Origin of the sequence: Rhodococcus cercidiphylli (assembly GCF_033042225.1) — a bacterium.
In the GTDB taxonomy this organism is placed as follows: domain Bacteria; phylum Actinomycetota; class Actinomycetes; order Mycobacteriales; family Mycobacteriaceae; genus Rhodococcoides.
This window is the reverse complement of record NZ_JAWLKE010000005.1, coordinates 68,921-95,726: the sequence shown is the minus strand read 5'-3', so window position 1 is coordinate 95,726 and position 26,806 is coordinate 68,921. Positions and strand designations below refer to the sequence as shown.

31 protein-coding genes and 2 pseudogenes are annotated in these 26,806 nt (G+C 65.9%); 26 read left to right on the top strand and 7 right to left on the bottom strand.

Annotation, left to right across the window (positions count from 1 at the left end; all coding sequences use genetic code 11):
* Positions 1-37 precede the first annotated feature (37 nt).
* The 5 genes from nadA to R3P95_RS13645 all read left to right on the top strand — a co-directional run bounded on the left by nadA (position 38) and on the right by R3P95_RS13645 (position 4,195).
* Entirely contained in the window at positions 38-1,096 is a 1,059-nt protein-coding gene (gene nadA, locus R3P95_RS13665; RefSeq protein WP_269593930.1) for a quinolinate synthase NadA, read from the top strand.
* A complete protein-coding gene (locus tag R3P95_RS13660; RefSeq protein WP_269593931.1) occupies positions 1,093-2,661 on the top strand; it encodes an L-aspartate oxidase in 1,569 nt (522 codons plus the stop codon). The genes nadA and R3P95_RS13660 overlap by 4 nt, the downstream gene beginning before the upstream one ends.
* A 1-nt stretch (position 2,662) precedes the next feature.
* Positions 2,663-3,538, top strand: a complete 876-nt coding sequence (gene nadC / locus R3P95_RS13655; RefSeq protein WP_269593932.1) for a carboxylating nicotinate-nucleotide diphosphorylase — start codon at positions 2,663-2,665, stop codon at positions 3,536-3,538.
* A gap of 33 nt (positions 3,539-3,571) precedes the next feature.
* Positions 3,572-3,946: an RNA-binding S4 domain-containing protein gene (locus R3P95_RS13650; protein WP_269593933.1), complete on the top strand. Its 375-nt coding sequence runs from the start codon at positions 3,572-3,574 to the stop codon at positions 3,944-3,946.
* Positions 3,947-4,012: 66 nt separating this feature from the next.
* The gene (locus R3P95_RS13645) at positions 4,013-4,195 is read left to right on the top strand and encodes a hypothetical protein (RefSeq protein WP_068052666.1); all 183 of its coding nucleotides are present in this window, start codon (positions 4,013-4,015) and stop codon (positions 4,193-4,195) included.
* Positions 4,196-4,248: 53 nt separating this feature from the next.
* Here R3P95_RS13645 and R3P95_RS13640 read toward each other — a convergent pair whose 3' ends face one another.
* Both R3P95_RS13640 and R3P95_RS13635 read right to left on the bottom strand, forming a co-directional pair.
* Positions 4,249-5,970, bottom strand: coding sequence for an HNH endonuclease signature motif containing protein (locus tag R3P95_RS13640; RefSeq protein ID WP_269593934.1), 1,722 nt, complete (start codon positions 5,968-5,970; stop codon positions 4,249-4,251).
* Between the two features lie 80 nt (positions 5,971-6,050).
* Complete coding sequence (locus R3P95_RS13635) at positions 6,051-7,037, bottom strand: LysR family transcriptional regulator (protein ID WP_269593935.1); 987 nt, start codon at positions 7,035-7,037, stop codon at positions 6,051-6,053.
* A 78-nt stretch (positions 7,038-7,115) separates the two neighbouring features.
* On the opposite strand from R3P95_RS13635, the gene R3P95_RS13630 reads away from it, so the two are divergent.
* On the top strand, positions 7,116-7,532 hold the full coding sequence (locus R3P95_RS13630; protein ID WP_394855417.1) for a DUF5997 family protein: 417 nt from the start codon (positions 7,116-7,118) through the stop codon (positions 7,530-7,532).
* Here the strand turns inward: R3P95_RS13630 and R3P95_RS13625 are convergent.
* From R3P95_RS13625 to rhtB, 3 genes are read right to left on the bottom strand one after another with little or no spacing between them, the layout of a single operon-like run.
* Positions 7,529-7,912 (bottom strand): YchJ family protein, encoded by a 384-nt coding sequence (locus R3P95_RS13625; RefSeq protein ID WP_269593936.1) that lies wholly within the window; start codon positions 7,910-7,912, stop codon positions 7,529-7,531. The two genes, R3P95_RS13630 and R3P95_RS13625, sit on opposite strands and share 4 nt — an antisense overlap.
* The gene (locus R3P95_RS13620) at positions 7,909-8,055 is read right to left on the bottom strand and encodes a hypothetical protein (RefSeq protein ID WP_179272101.1); all 147 of its coding nucleotides are present in this window, start codon (positions 8,053-8,055) and stop codon (positions 7,909-7,911) included. The genes R3P95_RS13625 and R3P95_RS13620 overlap by 4 nt, the downstream gene beginning before the upstream one ends.
* A gap of 11 nt (positions 8,056-8,066) precedes the next feature.
* On the bottom strand, positions 8,067-8,693 hold the full coding sequence (rhtB, locus tag R3P95_RS13615; RefSeq protein WP_269593937.1) for a homoserine/homoserine lactone efflux protein: 627 nt from the start codon (positions 8,691-8,693) through the stop codon (positions 8,067-8,069).
* An 82-nt stretch (positions 8,694-8,775) separates the two neighbouring features.
* Here rhtB and R3P95_RS13610 point away from each other — a divergent pair, with 82 nt between their 5' ends.
* From R3P95_RS13610 to hisI, 12 genes and pseudogenes are all read left to right on the top strand, one after another.
* On the top strand, positions 8,776-9,243 hold the full coding sequence (locus R3P95_RS13610; protein WP_269593938.1) for an SRPBCC family protein: 468 nt from the start codon (positions 8,776-8,778) through the stop codon (positions 9,241-9,243).
* Positions 9,244-9,264: 21 nt separating this feature from the next.
* Positions 9,265-9,787, top strand: a pseudogene (locus R3P95_RS13605) (DinB family protein).
* A gap of 89 nt (positions 9,788-9,876) precedes the next feature.
* A complete protein-coding gene (hisD, locus tag R3P95_RS13600) occupies positions 9,877-11,229 on the top strand; it encodes a histidinol dehydrogenase (protein WP_269593940.1) in 1,353 nt (450 codons plus the stop codon).
* A complete protein-coding gene (locus R3P95_RS13595; protein ID WP_269593941.1) occupies positions 11,226-12,356 on the top strand; it encodes a histidinol-phosphate transaminase in 1,131 nt (376 codons plus the stop codon). Before hisD ends, R3P95_RS13595 begins: the two co-directional genes overlap by 4 nt.
* Positions 12,353-12,976, top strand: a complete 624-nt coding sequence (gene hisB / locus R3P95_RS13590; protein WP_032394340.1) for an imidazoleglycerol-phosphate dehydratase HisB — start codon at positions 12,353-12,355, stop codon at positions 12,974-12,976. The genes R3P95_RS13595 and hisB overlap by 4 nt, the downstream gene beginning before the upstream one ends.
* A gap of 61 nt (positions 12,977-13,037) precedes the next feature.
* Positions 13,038-14,157: pseudogene (locus R3P95_RS13585) on the top strand (MFS transporter).
* Positions 14,154-14,783, top strand: coding sequence for an imidazole glycerol phosphate synthase subunit HisH (hisH, locus tag R3P95_RS13580; protein ID WP_037192708.1), 630 nt, complete (start codon positions 14,154-14,156; stop codon positions 14,781-14,783). Before R3P95_RS13585 ends, hisH begins: the two are co-directional and overlap by 4 nt.
* The gene (locus R3P95_RS13575) at positions 14,780-14,986 is read left to right on the top strand and encodes a hypothetical protein (protein WP_094669887.1); all 207 of its coding nucleotides are present in this window, start codon (positions 14,780-14,782) and stop codon (positions 14,984-14,986) included. Before hisH ends, R3P95_RS13575 begins: the two co-directional genes overlap by 4 nt.
* 56 nt (positions 14,987-15,042) lie before the next feature.
* A complete protein-coding gene (priA, locus tag R3P95_RS13570; RefSeq protein ID WP_008715867.1) occupies positions 15,043-15,777 on the top strand; it encodes a bifunctional 1-(5-phosphoribosyl)-5-((5-phosphoribosylamino)methylideneamino)imidazole-4-carboxamide isomerase/phosphoribosylanthranilate isomerase PriA in 735 nt (244 codons plus the stop codon).
* 7 nt (positions 15,778-15,784) lie between these two features.
* The gene (locus tag R3P95_RS13565; RefSeq protein ID WP_269593942.1) at positions 15,785-16,615 is read left to right on the top strand and encodes an inositol monophosphatase family protein; all 831 of its coding nucleotides are present in this window, start codon (positions 15,785-15,787) and stop codon (positions 16,613-16,615) included.
* Positions 16,612-17,385: an imidazole glycerol phosphate synthase subunit HisF gene (gene hisF / locus R3P95_RS13560; RefSeq protein ID WP_068052619.1), complete on the top strand. Its 774-nt coding sequence runs from the start codon at positions 16,612-16,614 to the stop codon at positions 17,383-17,385. The genes R3P95_RS13565 and hisF overlap by 4 nt, the downstream gene beginning before the upstream one ends.
* A 15-nt stretch (positions 17,386-17,400) precedes the next feature.
* Positions 17,401-17,754, top strand: coding sequence for a phosphoribosyl-AMP cyclohydrolase (gene hisI, locus R3P95_RS13555; RefSeq protein WP_068052616.1), 354 nt, complete (start codon positions 17,401-17,403; stop codon positions 17,752-17,754).
* Here the strand turns inward: hisI and R3P95_RS13550 are convergent.
* Positions 17,745-18,251 carry a MarR family winged helix-turn-helix transcriptional regulator gene (locus R3P95_RS13550; protein ID WP_068052632.1) on the bottom strand — a complete coding sequence of 169 codons (507 nt, stop codon included), beginning with the start codon at positions 18,249-18,251 and terminating at the stop codon, positions 17,745-17,747. The genes hisI and R3P95_RS13550 overlap by 10 nt on opposite strands.
* An 88-nt stretch (positions 18,252-18,339) precedes the next feature.
* Complete coding sequence (locus tag R3P95_RS13545; protein WP_269593943.1) at positions 18,340-18,801, bottom strand: peroxiredoxin; 462 nt, start codon at positions 18,799-18,801, stop codon at positions 18,340-18,342.
* Positions 18,802-18,857: 56 nt separating this feature from the next.
* On the opposite strand from R3P95_RS13545, the gene R3P95_RS13540 reads away from it, so the two are divergent.
* The 8 genes from R3P95_RS13540 (at position 18,858) to R3P95_RS13505 (ending at position 26,706) form a co-directional block, all read left to right on the top strand.
* On the top strand, positions 18,858-20,426 hold the full coding sequence (locus R3P95_RS13540; RefSeq protein WP_269593944.1) for an anthranilate synthase component I: 1,569 nt from the start codon (positions 18,858-18,860) through the stop codon (positions 20,424-20,426).
* Complete coding sequence (locus R3P95_RS13535; protein ID WP_269593945.1) at positions 20,423-21,088, top strand: TIGR02234 family membrane protein; 666 nt, start codon at positions 20,423-20,425, stop codon at positions 21,086-21,088. The genes R3P95_RS13540 and R3P95_RS13535 overlap by 4 nt, the downstream gene beginning before the upstream one ends.
* A gap of 79 nt (positions 21,089-21,167) precedes the next feature.
* Positions 21,168-21,977, top strand: a complete 810-nt coding sequence (gene trpC / locus R3P95_RS13530) for an indole-3-glycerol phosphate synthase TrpC (protein ID WP_037192691.1) — start codon at positions 21,168-21,170, stop codon at positions 21,975-21,977.
* Positions 21,978-22,085: 108 nt separating this feature from the next.
* A complete protein-coding gene (gene trpB, locus R3P95_RS13525; RefSeq protein ID WP_269593999.1) occupies positions 22,086-23,357 on the top strand; it encodes a tryptophan synthase subunit beta in 1,272 nt (423 codons plus the stop codon).
* The gene (gene trpA, locus R3P95_RS13520) at positions 23,354-24,157 is read left to right on the top strand and encodes a tryptophan synthase subunit alpha (protein WP_269593946.1); all 804 of its coding nucleotides are present in this window, start codon (positions 23,354-23,356) and stop codon (positions 24,155-24,157) included. The genes trpB and trpA overlap by 4 nt, the downstream gene beginning before the upstream one ends.
* Entirely contained in the window at positions 24,154-25,173 is a 1,020-nt protein-coding gene (gene lgt / locus R3P95_RS13515) for a prolipoprotein diacylglyceryl transferase (protein ID WP_269593947.1), read from the top strand. Before trpA ends, lgt begins: the two co-directional genes overlap by 4 nt.
* Positions 25,166-26,035, top strand: a complete 870-nt coding sequence (locus R3P95_RS13510; RefSeq protein WP_269593948.1) for a TM2 domain-containing protein — start codon at positions 25,166-25,168, stop codon at positions 26,033-26,035. The genes lgt and R3P95_RS13510 overlap by 8 nt, the downstream gene beginning before the upstream one ends.
* 38 nt (positions 26,036-26,073) lie before the next feature.
* Positions 26,074-26,706 (top strand): TM2 domain-containing protein, encoded by a 633-nt coding sequence (locus tag R3P95_RS13505; RefSeq protein ID WP_269593949.1) that lies wholly within the window; start codon positions 26,074-26,076, stop codon positions 26,704-26,706.
* Positions 26,707-26,806 lie beyond the last annotated feature (100 nt).

Below are 26,806 nucleotides of genomic sequence, written 5' to 3'. Positions count from 1 at the left end.
TCACCGACGACCGGATGATCGGTGAAGGAGAACCGTCATGACCAGCAGCGCTACCCGGGTGAACATCCTGGACTCGGCATTCGCCGGAGTTCGCGACATCGTCGACGGAGCAGGTGGTTACGGGGGAGTGGAGGCAACTCCCGAGTGGGCGGCAGAGGTTCGACGGCTCGCCGATCTGCGCGGCGCGACGCTGCTCGCGCACAACTACCAGCTGCCCGCGATTCAGGACGTTGCCGACCATGTCGGCGACTCGCTCGCGCTCTCGCGGATGGCCGCCGAGGTGCCCGAGGACACGATCGTGTTCTGTGGAGTTCATTTCATGGCCGAAACCGCCAAGATCCTGAGCCCGCAGAAAACGATCCTCATCCCGGACCAGCGCGCCGGCTGCTCACTGGCCGATTCCATCACCGCAGACCAGCTCCGCGAATGGAAGGCCGATTCTCCCGACGCCGTCGTCGTCTCGTACGTCAACACCACCGCCGAGATCAAAGCACTGACCGACATCTGCTGCACCTCCTCGAACGCCGTCGAGGTCGTCGAGTCGATCGATCCGGGCCGCGACATCCTGTTCCTGCCCGATCAGTTCCTCGGCGCGCACGTCAAGCGCGTGACCGGGCGCGAGAACCTGCACATCTGGGCCGGAGAATGCCATGTGCACGCCGGCATCAACGGAGACGAGTTGGCCGAGAAGTCTCGTACCCACCCCGATGCCGAGCTGTACGTGCACCCCGAATGCGGCTGCGCCACATCGGCTCTGTACCTCGCAGGCGAGGGGTTCGTACCCGCCGACAAGGTCAAGATCCTCTCCACCGGCGGCATGCTCGACGCTGCCCGCACCACCGCGTCCAAGCAGGTTCTGGTCGCCACCGAGATCGGCATGCTGCATCAGCTGCGGATGGCTGCACCCGACGTCGACTTCCTCGCCGTCAACGACCGCGCTTCGTGCGGCTACATGAAGATGATCACCCCTGCTGCTCTGCTGCGCTGCCTCGTCGAGGGCCGCGACGAGGTGCACGTCGACCTCGAGACCGCGAACATCGCGAGCAAGTCGGTGCAGCGGATGATCGAGATCGGCACCCCTGGCGGCGGCGAGTGAATCCATCGGTCGCGTGGGAAACCGCGGCCGATCTCGTCGTGGTCGGCGGTGGAATTGCCGGACTCACCGCGGCTCGCACGGCGGCAGCTCGCGGCCTGCGGGTGCTGACCGTCAGCAAGGGGCGTTCCACCGACACGGCGACGCAGTACGCCCAGGGCGGGATCGCGGTCGTCGGCCCCGAACTCGAGGATTCGATCGAATCGCATGTGGCCGACACCTGCGTCGCCGGTGCCGGCCTGTGCGACGAGGACGCGGTGCGTTCGATCGTCTCCGGCGGGCGGGCGGCGATCACCTCGCTCGAAGCTGCGGGCGCTCAGTTCGACCTGGCGGCCGACGGCACCGTTGCGCGGACCCGCGAGGGTGGCCACAGCGTCCGTCGCATCGTTCATGCCGGGGGAGACGCCACCGGGGCAGAGGTGCAGCGCACGTTGGACGCGTCCGTGCCCACGGTGCAGTTCGACACCACCGCGCTGCGGGTACTGACCACCCACGGCGAGGTGGTCGGTCTGCTCGTGCGCGGGCCTCGCGGTGTCGGCGTCGTTCATTGCCCGACGGTGCTGCTCGCGACCGGCGGACTGGGACAACTCTTCTCGTGCAGCACCAACCCGTCCGGCGCGACGGCCGACGGCATCGCACTCGCCCTCGACGCCGGTGCTCGGATCGCGGATCTGGAATTCGTGCAGTTCCATCCGACGGTGTTGTTCGCCGCGGGGTCGACGGGCCGTCGCCCGTTGATCAGCGAGGCAGTGCGGGGAGAGGGAGCCCGCCTGGTCGATGTCACCGGCCGTGCCTTCATGGCGGGAGTGCACCCGCTCGGCGACCTCGCGCCACGCGACGTGGTGTCCCGCGCCATCGCCGAGCTGCTGCACGAACGCGGTGACGACCACGTGTTACTGGATGCCCGCACGGTGGAACGCGTCCACGAACGGTTCCCGACCGTGACCGCCTCATGTCTAGAGGCCGGCATCGATCCGGCGAAAGACCTGATTCCGGTGGCACCTGCAGCGCATTACTCCTGCGGGGGCGTGGCGACGGATACATCCGGGCGCACCTCGGTTCCCGGCTTGCTCGCTGCAGGTGAAGTGGCGCGCACCGGCTTGCACGGTGCCAACAGGTTGGCGTCGAACAGTCTGCTCGAGGGTCTCGTCGTCGGTGAGCGTGCGGCCTACGTGGCTGCCGAACGGGTCGGTAGACACGGCAGCATTTCCGATGTCGCAATGCCCACGTATTCCCGTATCGACCGTGCGGTACTGCAGCGAACCATGACCGCCGAGGTCGGAGTGGTGCGAGATGCGACGGGTCTTGCTGCAGCGCAACGCGTTCTGGCGCACGGCGTGGTATCGGAACCTCCGGTGGATGCGCGCGCCGTCGAGGACGCAGCCTTGACCGCTGCGGCGGAGGTGATCGTGCTGGCCGCGGCCGAGCGCCGTGAGAGCCGAGGGTGCCATACCCGACGCGATCATCCGGAGAGCGCGCCTGCGCAACGCCGAAGCCTGTTCGTCGAACGAGATCTCGACGGACGGCTGGCGATAGTCAACGACGACGTGATGACGGGAGCACGCTGACATGACCGACACCGCGAACGAGGTGAACCCGGGCGTCGATCGCACCGAGGTACTCGCACTGATCCGGACCGCGCTCGATGAGGACCTGCGGTACGGGCCCGACATCACCACGCTGGCAACGGTGTCCGAGGATGCCGTCGCCACGGCGTCGGTGGTCTCGCGCCAGTTCGGCACGATCGCCGGGATCGACGTCGGCCTCCTGGTTCTCGACGAGGTGATCGGAGCCGACGGATACTCCGTCGTGCATCGCATCGAGGACGGATCCGAGGTCGAACCGGGACAGGCCGTTCTGACGGTCGAGGCACCGACGCGGGGTCTGCTCACTGCCGAACGCACGATGCTCAACATCGTCTGCCATCTCTCGGGAATCGCCACCGCGACGGCCGGCTGGGTCGCCGAGGTCGCAGACACCGAGTGCAAGATCCGGGACAGTCGAAAGACGTTGCCGGGGTTGCGTTCGCTGCAGAAGTACGCGGTACGCGCAGGTGGTGGCGTCAATCACCGGATGGGTCTGGGCGATGCCGCGCTGATCAAGGACAATCACGTCGCAGCGGCCGGTTCGGTCGTCGCCGCTCTGAACGCGGTGCGGGCTGCGGCTCCCGACATCGCGTGCGAGGTCGAGGTCGACAGCCTCGAGCAACTCGACCAGGTGCTGTCGGAGAACGTGGAACTCGTTCTGCTGGACAACTTCGCGCTGTGGCAGACGCAGATGGCCGTGCAGCGCCGAGACAAGTTCGCGCCGCAGACGAAGCTGGAATCCTCGGGTGGCCTGACCGTCGACGTGGCACGTGACTATGCGCGCACGGGGGTCGACTTTCTTGCCGTCGGCGGTCTGACACACTCGGTGACAGTGCTCGATCTCGGCCTGGACATGTAGTCGAGCCTCGCAATGTGAGGAATTCGTTCGAAGATGGAAGTTCAGAGTGTCCGCCTCGACAGTTGGATCTGGGCGGTCCGGTTGTTCAAGACGCGGTCCGCCGCCGCTGCTGCCTGCCGCGGCGGGCACGTTCGCGTCAACGGAACACCCGCCAAGCCAGGGCATCGCATCGGCCCCGACGACGAGATCAGGCTTCGAGTCGATGGGCTCGAGAAGATCGTCGTCGTGGTGCGGGCCATCGGCAAACGCGTCGGCGCAGCGGTCGTACCGGAGTGCTTGATCGATCGCAGTCCGCCGCCGCCACCGAAAGAAGTTCTGGCTTCCGTACCGAGGCGTGATCGAGGGGCAGGCAGGCCCACCAAGCGCGATCGTCGTGAGATCGACCGCCTGCGGGGCCTGGGCCTCTAGTGCGCTCAGCTCTTTTCAGTTACCTTCGGTAACGACAAGTAGTTCGTACGCGCAAGGAGGTGTGGAATGGACTCCGTCCTGTGGACTCCACGTTTCGCCGCCGTGTATTTCCTGGCAGCAGCGTTGCTGCTCATTCTGTTCGTGGCGATCGACGCTTCCCTCGTCATCGCTGCACCGCTTCTGTTGACGTTGGTGGGACTCGGGGTAGCTGTTCTGATTCACAATCGGAAGCGCCACCCGGTTCGCTGAGGCACGTCAGCGCGGGTGCAGGCAGGGCTGTGCCCTGAGACTGGTGTGGGTCGTCAGGCGGGTTGTCGCGGTTCCTCGTCGCCGGTGTCGTCGTGCTGGTCGGTTGGGTACAGCACTTCCTCGGGGTGGTGTGCGTGATTGATCAGCCCGCGGCGCTTCGGGTCCATCCCGGCCGGTGGATGCCACAGGGTCCGGCCGGGGTAGCGATGTGTTGCTGTGGTTTTGGTGGTTGCCCACTTTCCTGGTCCGGTGCCGACGAGTGCGTGGTGCATGTCGCAGCCGAAGGTCAACCCGTCGATGTCGGTGGTGCCACCGTCGATCCAGTCGGTGAGGTGGTGGGCTTGGCACCAGGTTGCGGGGCGGGTGCAGGAGGGGAAGCTGCAGCCGCGGTCGCGGGCGATGAGCACGATGCGTTGGTCGGCGGAGGCGATGCGTTTCGAGCGACCCAGGTACAGCGCTCGGCCGTGGTCGTCGAAGATGGTCAGGTAGTGGTGGGCGTGGGAGGCCATGCGGATGGCGTCGCGGATCGACACTCGTGATCCGGTGGCGGTCTTCGCATAGCCGCTGCCGGCTTCCAGATCCTTCAGGCTCATGGTGACGATCGCGGTGACGGGCAGGCCGCGATGTGTGCCGAGGGTCCCGGAGGCGAGGGTGTGCCGGAGCGCCAGCTTCAGGGCGTCGTGACGACGTTCGTTCTGGGTGCGGAGATCGCGTGCGGCGGCAGCGTCCCGCGCTGCTGTCTTGTCCGCGGCGGGATCGTCGACACCAGTGTCGCTGTCGTCGTCGCCGGTGTCGTCGGGGTCAGGCGTGTCACCTGACTCAGTGCCGCAACCACAGTCGGCACCCTCGCCGCATTCGCCGTCACCGTCACAGCCGGTGTTGTCCCACAACCCTGCATCATTGGACGTCGACTCGGGCTGCGGCGCAGTGGCACTGCCGTCCCCTTCGGTGTCGTTGTCGGTGATCGGTTTGCCGTCGGCGGGGTTGTACATGCCGGGTTTCGCGGCTTTGGAGAACAGGGCCTCGAGGTAGGCGCGTAGTTCGGGGTCGACGCAGAATTTTCCTTCCGACATTCCGTCGACCCCTTGCTCGCCGAGGTAGAAGAACGCATCCCGTCGCTTCCGCGGCTTCGGTGGGTTTCCGTCGTCATCGTCATCATCATCGTGGTCGCCGTCCGGGTTCAGCATCGCGTCCAGGCACGCCACCACCGGCGCGAAATCGTCCGGCCGCAATTTCACTGCCTGTTCCACCAACTGTTGTTCGGCGAGATCGTGGGTCTGCGGATCGACACTCGAGGGCAGATGGCGGAAGAATTCGCGGATCATCTGCACATGCTTGGCATCGAGTAACCCCGCCCGCAGTGCTTGCGCTGTCCGCGGCAGCAACGGGGCCAGTACTTCTCCGGAGAACGCAGTCCGGTCACCCAATTCCGCGGCCAGACGCACTCGTGCTCCTGCTGCTCGAGGGGTGATCCGCAGCATCCACGCCACCGAGGACGGGACCGAGCCCGGATACACGTCGAGGCCGTGCTGCGCGATCAGCTCGTTCAGCCAGGTGTACGAGTACGCGGTCAGCGACCGTGTCAGCATCTCCATGCGCTGGATCACCGCACGCCGATCCGGGTTCGTCCACGACGCCGACGCTTGTTCCGCCAACTCGGCAAACGCGGCCTCGACCCGCTCCACCAACACCGACAAGTCCGGATCGGACACGTCAGGGGTGGACGGCACCGTATCGATGCCGTCCACCCCTGATCCGCCGTCCCCCGAAAGCATGAACAGAATCTACCGCGACCCACCGACAAACTTTCGAACACAGGTTCGTCCAGGATCCGGGCCGGCGCGAGGGTGCAGATTCAGCGACGCTTCCCGCTGCGTCGGGCGTTCGTTTTCGTCTTGGCAACGGGGCGAGCGGGTTTGGAGGGGTGCGCTTTCTTCTTCTTCTTGACCGGTGTCTCGTCCGATGCACCGCGTGAGCTGCGGGTCGAGCGGCCGCGGACGATGCCGATGAATTCCTCGATACGGTCGTCCTCGCGTGCGGCGACCCAGGCGAGTGCGATCTGCGACTGCTCGACGTCGGTCACCGGGCGGTAGACGAGGTCCTTACGGGCGTTGAAACGGGCCACCGAGTGCGGCACGATCGCCACCCCCAACCCGGCAGCCACGTACTCGAACGTCTCCGCGGCGGAATTCATCGGCGGAAGTTCCGGGCGGCTGCCGGTCACGAGTTCGGTTGCCACAGCTGCCCATTCGGGCACCGTCGCGGGGTCGGCGAGCAGATGCTCGTCGGCGAGGTCGGTTGCGGTGACCGAATCGAATGCGGCGACTGCGTGGTCCTTCGGTACCACCACGACCTGCACCTCTTGGTAGAGACCGATCGCGTTGAGACCTTCACGATCGATCGGCGGACGAACGAAGCTCACATCGACCGTGCCGTCGTGCAAGGCCGCCACCTGTGTCTCCGGTGTGGTCGCCACCACGGAGAGAGTGACATCGGGGAACCGATCGGCCCAGATGCGTGTCCACTTGGTGAGCGTGACTCCCTCGGCGTACCCGATGGTGAAGGTCGTCGGTTCGGCTGCAGCAACCTGCGCGAGTTCCGACAGCCGGTCGTCCTCGGCGATCGCCGCCAGCGCCCGTTCCAGTAGATCGCGGCCGTCCGCGGTGAGCTCGGTGGGCGAGGCACCCGGTACGAACAGGTCGACGCCGAGCTGATCCTCGAGTTCCACGACCGTCTTGCTCAAGCGGATTCGCGAGATTCCCAGCGACTGAGCAGCGCGCGCGAAATGCAGTTGCTGCGCCACGGCCGCGTACCAGCGCAGTGTCTGCACATCGATGTTCACGGTGTCGACCCTATGGGACGACGCGGGCCGCGAGCGACCGTGGCGTCGAGAGCGCTCATGGCCGGATAAGCTGTTCCGGTGAGCCCGGAGAACAAGCAGCAGACCATGAAGCCATTGACCGCGGCGAACAAGCTCGGCATCTATCTTCCCGCAGCACCCGAAGAATTCCAGAACTCGATGATCAGCAGGTCCGAACTGGACGCGTTGCGCAGCGATCCGCCGCAGTGGTTGACCGACTTGCAGACCAACGGACCCTTCCCGCGCGACGTCATCGCGAAGAAGCTCGGCGTGTCCATCGCAGGGCTGGCCCGCGGCGGTGTCACCGAAGCATTGACCAGTGATGCCATCGACGAGCTCGTCGCCAGCCCGCCGCAGTGGCTCGTCCGGGAGCGTCGCACCCAGATCCAGGTGCGCAAGGATGCCGAACGCATCAAGGAGAAGCAGGAAGCACGTCGTACCGCCGGTAATCGGCCGACCAAGCTCCGCAACCTCTAGCGGGAGACCACCCCGTCGAGGTAACGCCAGCGGCCGTCCACTCGGACGAAGCGGCTCACCTCGGTCATCGAGCCCGCCCCATCGGGATGTTTGTACCGAGCTCGGAATTCGACGGTTCCTGCGTCGTCGAACAATCCACCGGCGTCGGTTGCCAGAATGTCGAGTCGATACCACCGCTGATCGGGGTCCAATTCCAGCTCGGCCGGTGCGGTGTCGGGATGCCACGATCTGCGGAGGTAGTCCACGTCTGCGACGGCGAACGCGGTGAATCGCGATCGCATCAGCGTCTCAGCCGTGGGTGCGTTCGCCGTTCCGAGCAGGTACGGCTCGCAGCATGCGTCGAACGTGTCACCGCTCGAACACGGACACCGCCGACTCACTCGTCGACTACCTCGACCGTGTAAGTGCCCAGTTCGTGCTCGTCTCGCTTGCCGACGTCCTGGATCCAGGTGTTGGCCTCGAGAAGCGTGTCGAACAGCCCCATCCGGATCGGGTCGCCGCCGAGTGCGTTCTTCATGATCACGCGATATTTCCTCACGGAGTCACGCGCCGGACGGTCGCGAGAAACGTCGCAGCGGCGAAGAACATCCCGGCGAACGTGCGATTCATCGTCTTCTGCTGGCGCTGCGATTTCATCAGCCGCAGAACCCGAGATGCCAGGGAGGTGTATCCGGTCATCACCAGCATGTCGACTGCCACCATCGTGGCCGCGATCGCGAGGTACTGGGCGAGCAGGGGCCGAGTCGGGTCGAGGAACTGGGGGAGCACTGCGACCATGAAGACGACCGCCTTCGGGTTGCTTGCGTTGACGAGGAACCCGCGGGCGAGCATCGTCGTTCCGCGGTCGGCCACCGCTGGAGCGTCGGCGACATCGGTGGGGGCCGCACGCCATTGCCGAACGCCCAGATAGACCAGGTAGGCGACGCCGAACCATTTGATGGCGGTGAAGGCCAGCGCGGAGTTCGCCAGAACAGCTCCGAGCCCGACGGCGACGATGCCGATCTGCAGGAGCAACCCGATCTGCAACCCGAAGATGTTCCAGTATCCGCGGCGTAGGCCGTAGCGAAGCCCGGTGGACATCGACGCGATGGCACCGGCACCGGGGGAGAGACTGATGACGATGCTCGCGCCGAGGAATGCGAGCCACACTGACCAGGACATGCGTTCATTGAACTACGCCCGTCAACTCCGATTCCGCCCGGCCGCGGGTGTCGAACGCAGCGCGACGGGGTAGACCTCCCGAATGGCAGACATCAGATCCATCGACACAGGACCGCAGCAAGTTTCCAAGCAGACCGAGGTTCGAGCGCCTGCGGCCGAATTGTTCGCGATCGTGGCCGATCCGCGCCGCCATGGCGAACTCGACGGCTCCGGAACCGTCAAGGACACCGTCAAAGGTCCCGATCGTCTCAGTAGCGGTGCCAAATTCTCGGTCGGCATGAAGCAGTACGGCGTGCCGTACAAGATCACCAGCACCGTCACCGAGTTCGTCGACGCAGACAAGCAGAAGGTCGTCGAGTGGCAGCATCCGCTGGGGCACAGCTGGCGCTGGGAGTTCGAGGAGAAGCAGCCGGGACTGACGACGGTCACCGAGAGCTTCAAGTACGGAACAGCGAAGTCCCCGAAGATGCTGGAACTGTTCAAGATGCCGCAGAAGAACGCGCAGGGCATCGAGAGCACGCTGCACAACCTGGCCGCCCGCTACGCCTGACCTGCATCTATTCTGACCGGCATGCCGATCGATCCCGACACCAAGAACTGGACCTGGGTACTCGAACGAGCCTGCCCGGATTGCGGGTTCGACTCCAGTGCCGTCGTATACGACGACATCCCGGACCTTATTCATTCGCGCCGACGTCGAGCGTTGGGAAGCGGTTCTGCGGCGCAAAGACGTTGCTCTGCGACCCGACGACTCGACGTGGTCCGCCCTCGAGTACGCCGCGCACGTACGTGACGCGCACCGGATCTTCCGTACCCGGCTGGCGCTGGTGCTGACCGAGGACGATCCCGAGTTCGCGAACTGGGACCAGGACGCCACTGCGCTGGCGGACGACTACAACTCCCAGGATCCTGCGGAGGTGGCGTCGGAACTCGGTGACGCCGCGCGCGCCCTCGCCGACGATTTCGCCGCTGTTCCGCCCGAGAATCGGCATCGGACCGGTCGGCGCAGCGACGGATCGGACTTCTCGGTCGAATCACTGGCCGCCTACTACACTCACGACCCCATCCATCATCTGTGGGACGTGCGGGGCTGAGCGGAATTCGGTGGAACTATCCTGGGTGTTCGAACCACACTGTTTCGACCGAACCCCGGCACCGAACCGACTTCACGAAGGGGCCCACTATGCCTGCCCGCATCGAGCTCGCCCGCGTCGATCTACGCGGACGAACTCCATCCACCGCCGAACTACGCGGCGCACTTCCCCGAGGCGGAGTGGATGTCGATTCGGTGCTGCATCAGGTTCGCCCCGTCGTCGATGCCGTCCGCGAACGCGGCACCGAGGCTGCGCTCGAGTTCAGTGAGAAGTTCGACGGCGTCCGGCCGGATCGCATTCGCGTCCCGCAGGAAGAACTGGTCAAGGCCCTCGCCGAGCTCGATTCCGATGTTCGCGCTGCCCTCGAGGTCGCGATCGAACGAACCCGACTGGTGCACTCGGATCAGCGTCGAACCGACCACACCACCCAGGTGGTACCCGGCGGCACGGTGACCGAACGCTGGATCCCCGTCGATCGCGTCGGCCTGTACGTGCCCGGCGGCAACGCCGTGTATCCGTCGTCGGTCGTGATGAACGTGGTGCCCGCGCAGATCGCAGGCGTCGGCTCTCTGGTGGTGGCATCGCCGCCGCAGAAGAACTTCGGCGGCCTGCCGCACCCGACGATCCTGGCTGCGGCGCAGCTGCTCGGCGTCGACGAGGTCTGGGCCGTCGGCGGTGGACAGGGTGTCGCGCTGCTCACCTACGGCGGCGTCGACACCGACGGCGGCGAGTTGGCACCGGTCGATCTGATCACCGGTCCGGGCAACATCTACGTCACGGCCGCCAAGCGACTGTGTCGCTCGCTCGTCGGAATCGACTCCGAGGCAGGGCCGACCGAAATCGCGATTCTCGCCGACGCCACCGCGGACCCGATTCACGTGGCAGCGGACCTCATCAGCCAGGCCGAACACGACGTCATGGCGGCCAGCGTGTTGGTCACCGACAGTATCGAACTGGCCGATGCCGTGGACGAGGCCGTCAACGCACAGATGGCGTCCACCCGGCATGCAGAACGCGTGGCCACCGCACTGAACGGAAGCCAGTCCGGCATCGTGCTGGTCGACGACGTCACGCAGGGATTGGCCGTGGTCAACGCCTACGCCGCCGAGCACCTCGAGATCCAGACGAAGGACGCGTCCGATGTCGCCGCCCGGGTGCGCAGCGCCGGTGCCGTGTTCGTCGGTGCGTGGTCTCCGGTGAGCCTCGGTGACTACTGCGCCGGCTCCAATCACGTCCTGCCGACGGCGGGATGCGCGCGTCACTCGTCCGGCCTCAGTGTGCAGACGTTCCTGCGCGGAATCCACGTGGTGGACTACAGCGAATCCGCGCTGAAAGATGTTGCAGCACACGTCATTGCGCTGGCGAACGCCGAGGATCTGCCGGCTCACGGAGAAGCGGTGCGGCTGCGGTTCGAAGGGTTGCGTACCGGTGATCCGTCATGACCGATGCTCTGGGACAAGCGGTCTCGCTGGACGACCTCCCACTGCGTGAGGCACTGATCGGCAAGTCACCGTACGGTGCGCCGCAGCTCACCGTGCCGGTTCAGTTGAACACCAACGAAAATCCGCACCCGCCGACGCAGGCCTTGATCGACGATGTGGCGGACTCCGTTCGGATCGCCGCCGGGCAGTTGCACCGCTACCCGGATCGCGATGCCGACGAATTACGGGCCGACCTCGCCCGGTACCTCACCGAGCAGACCGGCTTCGCTGTCGACACCGCCAACGTGTGGGCGGCCAACGGCTCCAACGAGATTCTGCAGCAGTTGCTGCAGGCGTTCGGGGGACCGGATCGCACCGCGCTGGGCTTCGTGCCGTCGTACTCGATGCACCCGATCATCTCCTCCGGGACGCAGACCGAATGGATTCCGGCGAAGCGTCGGGCAGATTTCTCTCTCGACGTCGACTACGCAGTGCAGGCGATCGAAGAACGTCGACCCGACGTCGTGTTCGTCACCAGCCCCAACAATCCGACGGGCCACAGCATCGACGAGGCCGATCTGCGCCGAATCCTCGACGCGGCACCGGGAATCGTGGTGGTCGACGAGGCCTACGCGGAATTCTCCTCTGCGCCGAGCGCGATCGGGTTGATCGAGAGCTACCCCAGTAAGATCGTGGTCAGCCGAACGATGAGCAAGGCGTTCGCGTTCGCCGGCGGTCGGCTGGGATATCTGGTGGCCGCCCCGGCCGTGGTCGACGCAATGTTGTTGGTGCGCTTGCCGTATCACCTGTCGGTCGTCACGCAGGCAGCTGCGCGAGCGGCGCTGCGGCATGCCTCGGACACCCTCGGGAGCGTGGCCGAACTCTCCGCCGAACGAGATCGGGTGGCAGCGGCTCTCGGCCGCCAGGGGTACGACGTGGTGCCGTCCGACGCCAACTTCCTGCTCTTCGGCCGGTTCTCCGATGCGGCCGCGACCTGGCAGCGGTACCTGGACGAAGGCGTGCTCATCCGGGACGTCGGAATTCCCGGATATCTTCGCGTCACCATCGGACTGGCGCACGAGAACGACCGATTCCTCACCGTCAGCGCAGCACTCGCATCGACCGAAACAGCAGAGGCACCGAAGTGACCACACCCGCTCCCCGCATCGCCAAGATCGAGCGCACCACCAAGGAATCCGACATCTCGGTCGAGCTGAACCTCGACGGCACCGGCATCGTCGACATCTCCACCGGCGTTCCGTTCTACGACCACATGCTCACCGCGCTCGGCACCCATGCTCGTTTCGACCTGACGGTGCGTGCGAAGGGCGACATCGAGATCGAGGCGCACCACACCGTCGAGGACACTGCGATCGTGCTCGGCCAGGCCCTCGGTCAGGCCCTCGGCGACAAGGCGGGCATCACTCGGTTCGGTGACTCGTTCATTCCGATGGACGAAACGCTCGTGCACGCGGCCGTCGACGTGTCCGGTCGTCCGTACTGCGTACACACCGGCGAGCCGGACTACATGGTGCACTCGGTGATCGGCGGCTACCCCGGTGTTCCGTACTCCACGGTGATCAACAAGCACGTGTTCGAGACGCTGGCCTCGAATGCCCGGATCGCACTGCACGTTCGGGTGATCTACGGCCGCGATCAACATCACATCACCGAGGCCGAGTTCAAGGCCGTGGCTCGGGCGCTGCGTCAGGCAACGGAGTACGACCCCCGCGTCACCGGTGTGCTGTCCACCAAGGGAAGTCTGTGATCGTTCGATCGGCGCTCGTGCATTGAGCGGCCTGAGTTCCATCCGCGGTCTTCCGGCCGCGATGGCCATGGGTGCGGCGTCGTTCGGTGGCTGGGGACTGCTGCTCCCGGTGGTCCCCCTCGCGGTGTCCCAGTCGGGGGGCATCGGATGCGGTGGCGGCTGCCAGCACCGCGATCTTCATGGCCACGACGGTGATCACTCAACTGTTCGTGCCGAGCATGCTGATGAAGGTCGGCCACCGCGCGGTTCTCGCGGCCGGATGCCTGCTCCTCGGGTTACCCGCGCTGCTGTTCATCGTCTCCGTCGAGGCCGCACCGGCGCTGGCGGTGTCCGCCCTGCGGGGCACCGGTTTCGGAATGTTGACGGTCGCCGGTGCCGCCATCGTCGCCGAGCTCGCTCCGACCGCGTTGCTCGGCCGGGCAACCGGCGCGCAGGGCATCGCCGTCGCCTTGTCTCAGATGGTCACGCTGCCACTGGGTCTGGTGATTTTCGCGGCGAGTCCGACGGCCGTGTTCGTCCTCGGTGCTCTGGTGCCCGCAGCCGGCCTGATCGGAGTGGCGCTGTTGCCGCCGACCCGGCCCGCACCGCAGCCGCCGAGGATCGAGCGGGTTCGCCTCGACGTACGTCAATTCCTGGTGCCGTGTCTCGTCGTGGCCTCGGTGTCCGCGGCATACGGGGGAATCACCAGTCTGCTGCCGATCGCCGAATCGAACCGAGCCGCGATGATCGGACTAGCACTGGCCGTTGTCAGCGCCGCGATGCTCGTCGGACGATACGTCGCAGGGTCGGTGGCGGACCGAATCGGAATCGGACGCTCCGTGTTTCCGGCTCTGGTGTCCGCGGCGATCGGCATCGCACTCTTCGCAATCGCCGCGCTCGGCAACATGCCCGCGGCGCTGTTCTTCGTCGCAGCCGTCCTGTTCGGAATCGGGTACGGCGCATGCCAGAACGACAGTCTCGTGATGGCGTTCGACGCAGCCGGCCCCGCCCGGTACAGCAGCGCGAGCGCCGTCTGGAACATCAGCTTCGACGCGGGTACCGGGGCGGGCGCCCTCGCCCTCGGCGTCCTGGCGACAAGTGTGGGGTACACCGCTGGATTCGCCGCCGCCGCTGCCACGGTGGTCGTCGTCGCGGCGGTGGCGCTCATCGCGAGACCACGCCCCGATAGACTTCCCACATGACTTCTGTGGTGTTGCTCGATTACGGCTCGGGCAATCTGCACTCGGCGAAGAGGGCTCTCGCCCGGGTCGGTGCCGATGTGACCGTGACCTCGGACTTCGACGAGGCTCTGAACGCAGAAGCGTTGGTCGTTCCCGGTGTCGGTGCGTTCGCTGCCTGCATGGAAGGTCTGTTGGCGGTGAAGGGCGACCGCATCATCGGCCGTCGCCTGGCCGGCGGACGTCCCGTGCTCGGCATCTGCGTCGGAATGCAGATCCTGTTCGACCGCGGCGTCGAGTTCGGTGTCGAGGCGAACGGTTGCGGGGAGTGGCCGGGAACGGTGGAGCGTTTGCAGGCCGAGGTGCTGCCCCACATGGGATGGAACACCGTCGAGGCACCCGAGAAGAGCGTGCTGTTCGACGGCATCGATCCCGAGACTCGGTTCTACTTCGTCCACTCCTACGCCGCGCAGCAGTGGGAGCTCGAACCCAGCGACACCATCGCTGCCCCGTTGCTCACCTGGGCCGATCACGGCGGCCGGTTTCTCGCTGCAGTGGAGAACGGTGCGCTCTCGGCCACTCAGTTCCACCCGGAGAAGTCCGGTGACGCCGGGGCTGCGCTGCTGGAGAACTGGGTCCGATCGGTGTGAGCGAGCGCGAGTTCTCACTCGGGCGCTTGGCCTTTCGAGCACTCGGTGCGGCCGTGATCGTGCTCGCCCTCGCGACGGCACTGATCGCGGTGCTGCAGCCGAGCGCCGGGGTGGGTCTGGTCATCGCGTTGGCCGGTGTGGTCGGCGCGATCGCGGCCATGGGCGTGGTGTCCACCCGCATGACGCGCAAGGAACTCCGGTAGCACCACAGTCGACCCGTTTTGAGTTCACACACGCTCGGCCCGTAGCATAACCGCACGTGAGCCTGGTCTTATTGCCTGCTGTCGATGTCGCAGGCGGCGAAGCTGTCCGTCTCGTTCAAGGAGAAGCAGGAAGCGAAACGAAGTACGGGTCGCCTCGCGACGCCGCACTCGCGTGGCAGAACGACGGTGCCGAGTGGGTCCACCTCGTCGATCTCGACGCTGCGTTCGGCCGCGGATCCAACCGCGAGCTGCTGGCGTCGGTCGTCGGCGAGCTCGACGTCAAGGTGGAGCTGTCCGGCGGAATTCGTGACGACGAGTCGCTGCGCGCGGCGCTGGCGACCGGTTGCGCGCGAGTCAATCTCGGCACCGCAGCCTTAGAAGATCCGCAGTGGTGCTCCCGCGCGATCGGCGAGTTCGGCGATCGTGTCGCCGTCGGTCTGGACGTGCTCATCGTCGACGGAGCGCCGCGGTTGCGCGGTCGCGGTTGGGTGAGCGACGGCGGCGACCTGTGGGAGGTTCTCGAGCGGCTCGAGCGTGACGGGTGCTCGCGTTACGTCGTCACCGACGTCACCAAGGACGGCACGTTGACCGGACCCAACCTGGAACTGCTCGCCGATGTGTGTGCCAAGACCGACAAGCCGGTCATCGCGTCGGGTGGCGTGTCCACGATTGCGGACCTGGAAGCGATCGCCGGACTCGTCGATCGCGGGGTGGAGGGTTCCATCGTCGGAAAGGCGCTGTACGCCGGACGTTTCACGCTCCCGGACGCCCTCGCCGCGGTGTCTCGGTAACGCAGGAATGACCCTTCCCGAGGACCCGACTCGTCTGCTCGAGATCGCCGGCGGTCTGCTCGACGGCATCCACGATCGGTTCGTCGCCGGCGTCGGCGCACCGAGCGCGGTGCAGAAGGGCCCCGACGACTTCGCCACGGCGGTGGACCTGGAACTCGAGCGGCGGCTCGGTGCGGAATTGTACGAGGCCACCGGAATCGCCGTTCACGGTGAGGAGTTCGGGGGACCGGACCTGAACCAGGGACTCGTCTGGGTGCTGGACCCGATCGACGGCACCTTCAACTACTCGTCGGGATTGCCCTCGGCCGGAACGTTGTTGGCGTTGCTCGACGACGGCGAGCCAGTGCTCGGGCTCACCTGGCTGCCGTTGGTGGATCAGCGTTTCGGCGCTGTGGCAGGCGGGCCCCTGTTGCTCAACGGTGTCGCCCTCCCGATGCTGAAGCCGAAAGCGTTGCGCGAGTCCATGATCGGGTTCGGTGCGTTCAATGTCGCCAGCCGCGGTTCGCTGCCGGGTCGGTTCCGATTCCGCATTCTCGAAGAGTTGTCGATGCATTCCTCGCGACTGCGGATGCACGGTGCCACCGGGGTCGATCTGGCCTACACGGCCAGCGGAGTACTCGGCGGCGCAGTCGTCTTCGGTCACCGTGCCTGGGACAACGCGGCCGGTGCGCTGCTGGTACGCGCAGCAGGTGGAATCGTGACCGACCTCGCGGGTGAACCGTGGACGGTCGACTCTGCATCGGTCCTGGCAGCCGGACCGGGCGTGCACGAAGAATTGCTGAAGGTGATCACCGAACTCGGTGATCCCGTCGACTATCTGGAAGGACCGGTGCGATGAGCGTCGCGGTCAGAGTGATTCCGTGCCTCGACGTCGACGCCGGACGGGTCGTCAAGGGAGTCAACTTCGAAAACCTCCGTGACGCAGGCGATCCCGTGGAGCTCGCGGCCGCCTACGACGCGCAGGGTGCCGACGAACTGACCTTCCTCGACGTCACCGCGTCGACCTCGGACAGGGGCACGATGCTCGACGTCGTCAGCCGCACCGCCGAGCAGGTCTTCATCCCGCTCACCGTCGGCGGGGGAGTGCGCACCGTCGCCGATGTGGATCGGCTGTTGCGAGCCGGGGCGGACAAGGTCAGCGTCAATACCGCTGCGATCGCCCGACCGGAGTTGTTGCGCGAGCTCAGCGAACGGTTCGGCTCACAGTGCATCGTGCTCTCGGTCGACGCCCGAACCGTCCCTCAGGGGCAGCAGGACACCCCGTCGGGCTGGGAAGTCACCACGCACGGCGGCAAACGCGGCACCGGCATCGACGCCGTCGAATGGGCAGTACGCGGTGCAGAACTGGGCGTCGGGGAGATCCTGCTCAATTCGATGGACGCCGACGGAACGAAGGCCGGATTCGATCTGCCGATGATCGCCGCCGTTCGGTCTGCGGTGCACGTGCCGGTGATCGCCAGCGGTGGAGCCGGTAGCGTCGAGCACTTCTCGCCGGCAGTGCACGCCGGAGCGGACGCCGTTCTTGCCGCGAGTGTCTTCCACTTCGGCGATCTCACCATCGGCCAGGTCAAAGATGCGATGCGCGCCGAGCACATCGTCGTTCGATAGCGAAGAGGATTTTCGATGACACTCGACCCGACGCTGTCCGCGCGGCTCAAGCGCAACGAGGCCGGGCTGTTCAGCGCTGTCGTGCAGGAAAGATCCACCGGTCAGGTACTCATGGTTGCCTGGATGGACGACGAGGCACTCGCTCGAACCCTCGACACCCGTAAGGGCACCTACTACTCACGGTCCAGGCAGCAGTACTGGGTCAAGGGTGAGACGTCGGGTCACACGCAGTACGTGCACGAGGTTCGACTCGACTGCGACGGTGACACCGTGCTGCTGGTCGTCGATCAGGTCGGCGCGGCATGCCACACCGGCACACATACCTGCTTCGACGCCGACGTCCTGTTGGGACCCGACACTCAGGCGTGACCGGTCCCCGCTGCTATTCCCTTGTCCAACTGCGCCAGCAGAGTCGAACTCAGGGTCCCGAGCTGCTCGACCTCCGCGTCGGACAGACCCTCGAACACGAGCGACTGCACCGTGCCGACGTGCCCGGGTGCCGATTCCACGACCTTGGCCATACCTGCGTCGGTCAGCACCGCATAGGATCCCCGGCTGCCCGGGATGCTCTCGCGCTCGACCCACCCGGCCTTCTCGAGCTTCGTCACCACGTGTGACAGGCGCGAGAGCGACGCATTCGCGTACTCGGCCAGATCGCGGAGTTGGATCCGCCGCTGGGGATTCTCGCTGACCGTCGCGAGGACGAAGTAGTCGAAGTGGGTCAGCTGCGAATCGCGCTGCAGCTGAGCGTCCAACGCTGCCGGCAACCGAGTGACCAGCGCGACGAGTGATCGCCAGGCCTCCTGTTGACTCTCGGTGAGCCAACGGGGATCCACCGTGTGTTGCGGTGTCGCCGACGTGTTCATCGCGGGGAACCTCTCGATCGAGTTGGTTGTCGCCTGCACATGATGCCTCGAGGTTCCCCCCACCCGAGGCATCGCGTCGGACAGTGCTCTAGCTGCGATGTGCCCGCAGGTACTCCAGAGCCTTGTCCGCATGGGCTTCGAACCGTACTTCGCTCGAGAAGGTCTCGAGTACCTTCCGGTCGGTGCCGATCACGAACGTCGCGCGTTTGACCGGGGAGAGCTTTGCCAGCAGACCGCGCTTGACGCCGAATGCGGTGGCGACACTGCCGTCCTCGTCGGAGAGCAGCGGGTAGTCGAAGGACTTGGCGGCGGCGAACTCGGCCTGCTTGGCGACGGCATCGGCGCTGATGCCGACGCGGGTTGCTCCGACTTCGGCGAACTCCGATGCCAAGTCCCGGAAGTGGCACGCCTCGGCGGTGCAACCGGGAGTGAAGGCCGCGGGGTAGAAGAACAGCACGATCGGACCGTTCGCCAGCAATCCGGTCAGTGTTCGGGTCTCTCCGGTCTGGTCCGGCAGGGAAAAATCGGGAACGAGCTCGCCTGGTTTCATGCTCGGCAGGTTACCGCGGGCACCGACCTTCCTGCCGCACCTGGGAGGATGGAGAAATGCACGGCGAGACGACCACCGACCCCAGCCCCACTCCCGATACCGAGAACTCGGACTCGACCACCTCACGTGAGGTGTTCCGGCATCTCGCCGCAGAGCACCGCGTGGTGCCCGTGACGCGAAAGGTGCTCGCCGACTCCGAGACTCCACTGTCTGCATACCGCAAGCTCGGTGCCGACCGACCCGGAACCTTCTTGCTGGAATCCGCGCAGAACGGCAGCTCGTGGTCCAGGTGGTCGTTCATCGGTGCAGGCGCTCCGGCGTCGCTCACGGTCATCGACGGTGAAGCCGCGTGGCGCGGCAACGTCCCCGCGGGCGTGCCGAGCGGCGGTGATCCTCTCGAAGTGCTGGCGCGGACATTGGAGCTGTTGCACTCGGAGCGGCTGCCCGGTCTACCCCCGTTGACCGGCGGCATGGTGGGTTACCTCGGATACGACTCGGTGCGGCGCATCGAAAAACTGCCCGAGCACGCGCAGGACGATCTCGGTGTCCCGGAGATGGTCATGCTGCTCGCCACCGATCTCGCGGCCGTCGACCACCACGAGGGTGCGATCACCCTGATCGCGAACGCGGTGAACTGGAACGGCACCGACGAGCACGTCGACGAGGCGTACGACGACGCCGTGCGTCGTCTCGATCGCATGTGTGCGGACCTGTCGAAGCCCGCAGCCTCCACCGTCTCCACCGTGTCCAGGCCTACGCCGCAGTTCCGGCGGCAGCGCACGTCCGAGGGCTTCGGTGCCGACGTCGCTCGCCTGGTCGAGGAGATCGAAGCAGGGGAGGCGTTCCAAGTTGTGCTCTCTCAGCGTTTCGAGATGGACACCGATGCGTCACCCCTCGACGTCTACCGAATGCTGCGCGCCTCCAATCCCAGCCCGTACATGTATCTGATGCACGTCCCGGGCGAGAACGACGAGACGGCGTTCTCCATCGTCGGATCGAGCCCCGAGGCGTTGGTGACGGTGGTCGACGGTCTGGCCACCACGCATCCGATCGCGGGTACGCGTTGGCGCGGCACGTCCGAGGAAGAGGACGTGCTGCTCGAGAAGGACCTGCTCGCCGACGAGAAGGAGAACGCCGAGCACCTGATGCTCGTCGATCTGGGCCGCAACGATCTCGGACGCGTCTGCGCTCCCGGCACCGTTCGCGTGAGCGACTACCGCCACATCGAGCGATACAGCCACGTCATGCATCTGGTGTCGACGGTCACCGGACGGTTGTCCGAGGGCAAGCGCGCCCTCGACGCGGTCAAGGCCTGCTTCCCGGCAGGCACCCTCTCCGGGGCCCCGAAAGTGCGCGCGATGGAACTGATCGACGAGCTGGAACCGACGCGACGCGGCATCTACGGCGGCATCGTGGGCTACCTCGATTTCGCGGGGGACGCCGACACGGCCATTTCGATTCGGACCGCTCTGATCAAGGACGGCACCGCCTACGTTCAGGCCGGGGCAGGCGTCGTGGCCGACTCGGTTGCGGAGTACGAGGACGACGAGGCACGGAACAAGGCGATGGCGGTGCTGGGAGCCGTCGCGGCAGCGGAATCGCTCCGTGAGGTCGGCGGCCGATGACCGAGCGATCCGGTCGCCGCGGGTCGGCCGCTCTTCCCGTCGCGCTTCTGGTCGTTGCAGCGGCGTGCCTGTGGGGCGCGTCGAGAATGACCTGGGTTCGGGTGACGTCGTTCGACGGCCTCGGTGAGAGCCGGACCGACGAGCTGCTCGGCAGCACCTGGGCTGCTGCCACGACGCCGCTCGCGCTCGTGCTGGTGGCAGCGATCGCAGCGTCGTTCGCCGTGCGAGGGTGGGCCTCTCGGGTGCTGGCCCTGTTGATCGCCGTTGTAGCCGTGGCGGCCGCGATTCCGGCAGTTCGACTGCTCACTGCCGGGGCTTCGAATTCCGAATCCGCGGCGCTGGCTGAGCTTCCTGCACGCGCCCAGGTCTCGATGACGGACGTCTCGATTCTGCCGGCGATCGTCACCCTCGTCGGTGCAGTCTGCGCCTTCGCTGCTGCTGTGGTGTCGATTCGGAAAACGTTTGCGCCGCAGGTACTCTCGTCCAAGTACGACGCCCCGGCGGTGCGTCGCGACGAGGTCGCTCGGCGCGCGCGCACCACGGCATCCGGTGCCGGCGCGGAGGACGAGGGAGAGGACCTCACCGAACGCATGATGTGGGACGCGCTCGACGCAGGCGAAGACCCTACCGACGAGTCCGGTACCCGGCGTTCGTCGGATTGAAACGGACCTCTACGCTAGGTCCGACCCCGATGAGATTCCTCACATCGGACGTCGACGCTCAGAAAGGACTGGGGGCACCATGACTGTTCTCGACTCGATTCTCGACGGTGTGCGAGCCGACGTGGCCGCGCGTGAATCGGTGGTCGATTTCGCCGCCGTGAAAGCAGCAGCGAAAGCAGCCCCGGCCCCCCTCGACGCGGCAGCTGCCCTCCGTGAGGACGGCATCGGCGTCATCGCCGAAGTGAAGCGGGCGAGCCCGTCCAAGGGCGCGTTGGCAGACATCGGTGATCCGGCTGTTCTCGCTCGCGCATACGAGCAGGGCGGCGCTCGCATCATCAGCGTTCTCACCGAGGAGCGTCGGTTCCACGGTTCACTCGCGGACCTCGACGCGGTCCGTGCCGCCGTCTCGATTCCCGTGCTGCGCAAGGATTTCATCGTCGGTCCGTACCAGATCCACGAGGCTCGGGCCCACGGTGCCGATGTCATCCTGCTGATCGTCGCGGCACTGGAACAGGATGCGTTGACCTCGTTGCTCGACCGCACCGAGTCGTTGGGTATGACTGCGCTCGTCGAGGTGCACACCGAGGCCGAAGCGGATCGCGCCCTCGAAGCCGGTGCCAGCGTCATCGGTATCAACGCCCGCAATCTGAAGACGCTCGAGATCGACCGTGACAGCTTCGGCCGTATCGCGCCCGGGTTGCCCAGCGAGATCATCCGTATCGCGGAGTCCGGGGTGCGGGGCACTGCAGATCTGCTCGCCTACGCCGGTGCCGGTGCCGACGCGGTACTCGTCGGCGAGGGCTTGGTCACGGCAGGGGATCCACGCACGGCCGTCTCGGACCTGGTGACGGCGGGAACGCATCCGTCGTGCCCCAAGCCCGCACGCTGACCCGAGCGCGGCTGCGGTCCGCCGTTGGGGCACACTGGACCGGTGAGCACCAGCAATTCTTCTTCCACCACGGACGCCCCGCAGGCAGTCCGTTTCAAGGGCGCTGATCTGCCGCAGAGCAGCATCGGCCTCACCGATCGCAGCGCGCACGAGCCCGATGTGGGTGGCCACTTCGGCGTCTACGGCGGCAGATTCGTGCCCGAGGCTCTGATGGGTGTGATCGAGGAAGTCACCGCCGAGTACGAGAAGGTGCGCAGCGACAACGAGTTCCTCGCTGAACTCGACCGACTGCAGCGCGACTACACCGGTCGCCCGTCACCGGTCTTCGAGGCGACACGGCTGTCCGAGCACGCAGGCGGCGCTCGTATTCTGCTCAAGCGAGAAGACCTCAACCACACCGGTTCTCACAAGATCAACAACGTTCTCGGCCAGGTTTTGCTCGCCAAGCGGATGAGCAAGACTCGTGTCATCGCGGAGACAGGTGCCGGTCAACACGGCGTCGCGACCGCCACGGCCTGTGCGCTGATGGGTCTCGACTGCGTCGTCTACATGGGCGAGGTCGACACCGAGCGCCAGGCCCTCAACGTCGCACGAATGCGTTTGCTCGGGTCGGAAGTCGTCGCAGTGAAGTCCGGTTCACGCACTCTCAAGGACGCGATCAACGAGGCGCTGCGCGACTGGGTCACCCACGCGGACAACACGTATTACTGCTTCGGCACTGTCGCCGGGCCGCACCCGTTCCCGGTCATGGTGCGCGACTTCCAACGCATCATCGGCCTCGAAGCGCGGCAGCAGGTGCTCGCGTCCACGGGCAGGCTGCCCGACGCCATCGCTGCCTGCGTCGGAGGTGGCTCCAACGCGATCGGCATCTTCCATGCCTTCATCGACGACGCCGACGTTCGACTGATCGGTTTCGAGGCGGCAGGTGACGGCGTCGAGACGGGTCGCCACGCCGCGACCATCAGCGGTGGAACCCCCGGAGCGCTGCACGGTGCGTACTCGTATCTGCTGCAGGACGAGGACGGTCAGACCGTCGATTCCCACTCCATCTCGGCGGGGTTGGACTACCCGGGCGTCGGTCCGGAGCATTCGTACCTGCACGACATCGGGCGCGCCGAGTACCGCGGCATCACCGATACCGAAGCCATGAACGCCTTCAAGCTGCTGTGCCGCACCGAGGGCATCATTCCGGCGATCGAGTCCTCGCATGCCATCGCCGGTGCATTGACACTCGGCAAGGAGCTGGGCGAAGGTGCGATCATCCTGGTCAACCTGTCCGGGCGTGGCGACAAGGACGTCGACACCGCGGCCGAATGGTTCGGGCTGATCGACGGAGACGGCGAAGCGAACGTGGACGACGAAGTGGGTATCAAGCCATGAGCAACAACGACTCTCGCCTCTCCGGGACCTTCGCGCAGTGCCGCGCCGAAGGGCGCGCAGCACTCGTCGGATACCTACCCGCGGGTTTTCCGACCGTGCCGCGCTCGGTCGAGGTGTTCAAGACCATGGTCGACGCCGGATGCGACCTCGTCGAGGTCGGTATTCCGTATTCCGATCCCGTGATGGACGGCCCCACGATTCAGGCCGCAGCCGACGTTGCGCTGCGAGCCGGTGCTCGGGTCAAGGACGTGTTCGCAGTGACCGAGCAGGTCTCTGCCGCGGGCGGAAAAGCGGTCGTCATGACCTACTGGAACCTGGTGCTCAAGTACGGCATCGAGAACTTCGCGCGGGACCTCGCAGGCGCGGGTGGGCTCGGAATCATCACTCCGGATCTCATTCCCGACGAGGCGCAGGAATGGATCGAGGTCTCGAACCGCTACGAACTCGACCGAATCTTCCTCGTCGCGCCGTCGTCGACCGAGGAGCGGCTCGTCAGCACCGTCGAAGCCAGTAGCGGCTTCGTCTACGCGGCCTCGACGATGGGCGTCACCGGAGCCCGCGACGCGGTGTCCTCGATGGCCCCCGCGCTCTCGGCGCGCATTCGTGAGCACTCCGACATCCCGATCGGTGTCGGCCTCGGTGTCCGTTCCGGTGCGCAGGCTGCCGAGATCGCCCGTTATGCCGACGCCGTGATCGTCGGTTCGGCATTGGTCAGTGCCGTGGACAAGGGACTCGACGCCGTGCGTGACCTGACGACGGAACTCGCCGAGGGTGTCCGTTCCGCTAACGTAGCGTCGTGACTTCGACCGCGATCCTGGCCTACATTCCCAGTCCGCCGCAGGGGGTGTGGCACGTCGGACCGTTGGCTCTGCGGGCCTACGCCCTGTTCATCATCATCGGCATCGTCGTTTCCGTGGTGTGGGGTGATCGGCGCTGGGTGGCCCGAGGCGGAACCAAGGGCACAGTCCTCGACGTCGCAGTCTGGGCCGTCCCGTTCGGGTTACTGGGCGGGCGTCTGTACCACGTCGCAACCGACTGGAAGACCTACTTCGGTCCCGGCGGAAACCCGATCGAAGCGTTGTACGTCTGGAACGGCGGATTGGGAATCTGGGGAGCGGTGTTCCTCGGCGGCGTCGGTGCCTGGATCGCCTGCCGTCGACGCGGAATTCCGTTGCCGGCATTCGGTGACGCTGTCGGCCCACCGATTCTTCTCGCCCAGGCGATCGGCCGCATCGGTAACTACTTCAACCAGGAACTGTACGGCCGTGCCACCACTCAGCCGTGGGGTCTGGAGATCTACGAACGGGTCGACGCCAACGGACGACTCGATCCACTCAACGGAGTCTCGACCGGTTTCGTGGAAAAAGTGGTGCATCCGACGTTCCTGTACGAGCTGTTGTGGAGCGTCGCGGTCGTAGTCCTTCTGGTTCTCGTGGACCGCAAGTACGCGATCGGCCACGGTCGACTGTTCGCGCTGTACGTTGCCGGATACTGCGCGGGGCGGTTCTGGGTGGAGCTCATGCGCGACGACTTCGCCACGACGATCGCCGGTATCCGCATCAACACCTTCACCTCCGCCATCATCTTCGTTCTGGCGGTCGCGTACTTCGTGATTGCCACCAAGGGCCGAGAAGAACCGGCGACGCTGAGGTCGAACGACGACGAGGATCATGAGGTCTCCGAGGTCACCTCGTCGGATCCGACAGGCTCGCGCCCGACGCCGGTCGACGACACCACGGACGCGGGCACCGCCGACGTGCAGCCCGCTGGGAAGTCCGACAAGAAAGCCGAGGAAGAAGGCAGTACGCGTGGTTGATTTCGACAAGACCCCTGGACCCGAGCCCGAGCCGGGTTCCGGCACTGCCGATTCCAGCGACAACGCAACCGAGCCGACCGCGTCGTTCGGCACGCCGTTCGACTACGACGCCACTGCCGAAGCGTCGCTCTCGGAGCCTCCTGGAACCTCGGAGTCCGCGCCCTCGCACGGTCCGACCGGCCCCACGGGTCCGGGGTGGGACACGTACTCGGGTATCGGAAACGGGCCGGGTTGGTCCAGCACGCCGAGCTACCCGGCACCGAGTCCGGACGGCAGTACCGATAATCCGCTGGGTGGATTTCCGCCACCCCCCGGCTACCAGCAGCAGGGTTACGGCCAGCAGAGTTATCCGCAACAGGGGTATCCGCAGCAGGGCTATCCGCAACAGGGGTACGGCCAGCCACAGAATTTCGGTCAGCAGGGTTACCCACAGCCGGGTTATCAACAGCAGGGCTACCCACAGCAGGGGTACGGCCAGCAGGGTTTCCCGCAACAGAGCTACGGCCAGCAGGGCTATGGCGTACCCCCTGGCTACCAGGGCGGACCCGGGTTCGGTGTAGGCCCCGATGCACCGTACGGGCGTGATCCGATGACCGGCGAGCCGCTGTCGGACAAGTCCAAGATCGTCGGTGGCCTGCTGCAGATATTTCTCGGCTGGTTGGGTGTGGGTCGCTTCTATCTCGGCAGTATCGGGATCGGTGTCGCCCAGCTGTTCCTGTTCTTCTTCGGGGTGCTGCTCACCGCAGTGTTCGGCCTCGGACTGATCGTGTTGTTCGGGCTGTTCGTCTGGCACCTCGTCGACGGCGTGCTGATACTGGTGGGCAATGTGACGGACCCTCAGGGGCGAAAACTGAGAGACTGAACCCGTGTTCGCACCGCATCCGCACAAGGGAGCCCGAAGTGAGTGACTCAGGTAAATGGCCGTCCAACGGTTCGCCGGAAGACGGATCCGGTTCGACGGAGCCGACGATCTCGTTCGAGAAGAACACCCCTACAGGATCGGGTCCCGTCTACGGCGCACCCGACCCCAAGTACACGACCCCGAACCACGGCACCCCGAACACCCCTGGTGCCGGTGCCGGTGATCAGGGTCAGCAGTTCGGACCTCCGCCCGGCACCGGTTACCCACCGCCATCCGAGGGTTCCGGCCAGTACGGTGCGCCGCCGCACTATGCGGACGGTCAGTACGGCGCTCCCCAGTACGGCGGTCCTCAGTACGGCGCTCCCCAATACGGTGGTCCCCCGTACGCGGGCGGGCCCGGATACATGGACCCGATGGCTCCGTACGGTCGGCACCCGGTCACCGGTGAGCCGTTCTCGGACAAGCAGAAGCTGACGGCAGGTCTGCTCGGCATCTTGTTGGGCGCGTTCGGAGCGGGTCGCTTCTATCTCAACCAGCCGGGCATCGCGGTGGCGCAGATAGCCGTCACGTGGCTCACCTGCGGTATCGGCGGAATCTGGCCGTTGATCGACGGCATCTTGATGCTCACCGGCAGCGTGCGTGATCAGCACGGTCGACCGTTGCGCGACTGACGATCGCATTCGTCACAGCCGACATTCGTGATTGCATCGATGCGAATGCCAGCTGCTACGATTTCGCCAGCCGGGAGAGATCCCGGATTCTTTCGCGGGC

What these genes read in the sequence shown, in the direction of transcription:
- nadA (WP_269593930.1), top strand. Translation starts at nt 38, where the DNA reads ATGACCAGCAGCGCTACCCGGGTGAACATCCTGGACTCGGCATTCGCC.
- nadC (WP_269593932.1), top strand. Translation starts at nt 2,663, where the DNA reads ATGACCGACACCGCGAACGAGGTGAACCCGGGCGTCGATCGCACCGAG.
- R3P95_RS13650 (WP_269593933.1), top strand. Translation starts at nt 3,572, where the DNA reads ATGGAAGTTCAGAGTGTCCGCCTCGACAGTTGGATCTGGGCGGTCCGG.
- R3P95_RS13645 (WP_068052666.1), top strand. Translation starts at nt 4,013, where the DNA reads ATGGACTCCGTCCTGTGGACTCCACGTTTCGCCGCCGTGTATTTCCTG.
- R3P95_RS13640 (WP_269593934.1), bottom strand. Translation starts at nt 5,970, where the DNA reads ATGCTTTCGGGGGACGGCGGATCAGGGGTGGACGGCATCGATACGGTG.
- rhtB (WP_269593937.1), bottom strand. Translation starts at nt 8,693, where the DNA reads ATGTCCTGGTCAGTGTGGCTCGCATTCCTCGGCGCGAGCATCGTCATC.
- R3P95_RS13610 (WP_269593938.1), top strand. Translation starts at nt 8,776, where the DNA reads ATGGCAGACATCAGATCCATCGACACAGGACCGCAGCAAGTTTCCAAG.
- hisD (WP_269593940.1), top strand. Translation starts at nt 9,877, where the DNA reads ATGCCTGCCCGCATCGAGCTCGCCCGCGTCGATCTACGCGGACGAACT.
- R3P95_RS13595 (WP_269593941.1), top strand. Translation starts at nt 11,226, where the DNA reads ATGACCGATGCTCTGGGACAAGCGGTCTCGCTGGACGACCTCCCACTG.
- hisH (WP_037192708.1), top strand. Translation starts at nt 14,154, where the DNA reads ATGACTTCTGTGGTGTTGCTCGATTACGGCTCGGGCAATCTGCACTCG.
- R3P95_RS13565 (WP_269593942.1), top strand. Translation starts at nt 15,785, where the DNA reads ATGACCCTTCCCGAGGACCCGACTCGTCTGCTCGAGATCGCCGGCGGT.
- hisF (WP_068052619.1), top strand. Translation starts at nt 16,612, where the DNA reads ATGAGCGTCGCGGTCAGAGTGATTCCGTGCCTCGACGTCGACGCCGGA.
- hisI (WP_068052616.1), top strand. Translation starts at nt 17,401, where the DNA reads ATGACACTCGACCCGACGCTGTCCGCGCGGCTCAAGCGCAACGAGGCC.
- R3P95_RS13550 (WP_068052632.1), bottom strand. Translation starts at nt 18,251, where the DNA reads ATGAACACGTCGGCGACACCGCAACACACGGTGGATCCCCGTTGGCTC.
- R3P95_RS13545 (WP_269593943.1), bottom strand. Translation starts at nt 18,801, where the DNA reads ATGAAACCAGGCGAGCTCGTTCCCGATTTTTCCCTGCCGGACCAGACC.
- R3P95_RS13540 (WP_269593944.1), top strand. Translation starts at nt 18,858, where the DNA reads ATGCACGGCGAGACGACCACCGACCCCAGCCCCACTCCCGATACCGAG.
- R3P95_RS13535 (WP_269593945.1), top strand. Translation starts at nt 20,423, where the DNA reads ATGACCGAGCGATCCGGTCGCCGCGGGTCGGCCGCTCTTCCCGTCGCG.
- trpC (WP_037192691.1), top strand. Translation starts at nt 21,168, where the DNA reads ATGACTGTTCTCGACTCGATTCTCGACGGTGTGCGAGCCGACGTGGCC.
- trpA (WP_269593946.1), top strand. Translation starts at nt 23,354, where the DNA reads ATGAGCAACAACGACTCTCGCCTCTCCGGGACCTTCGCGCAGTGCCGC.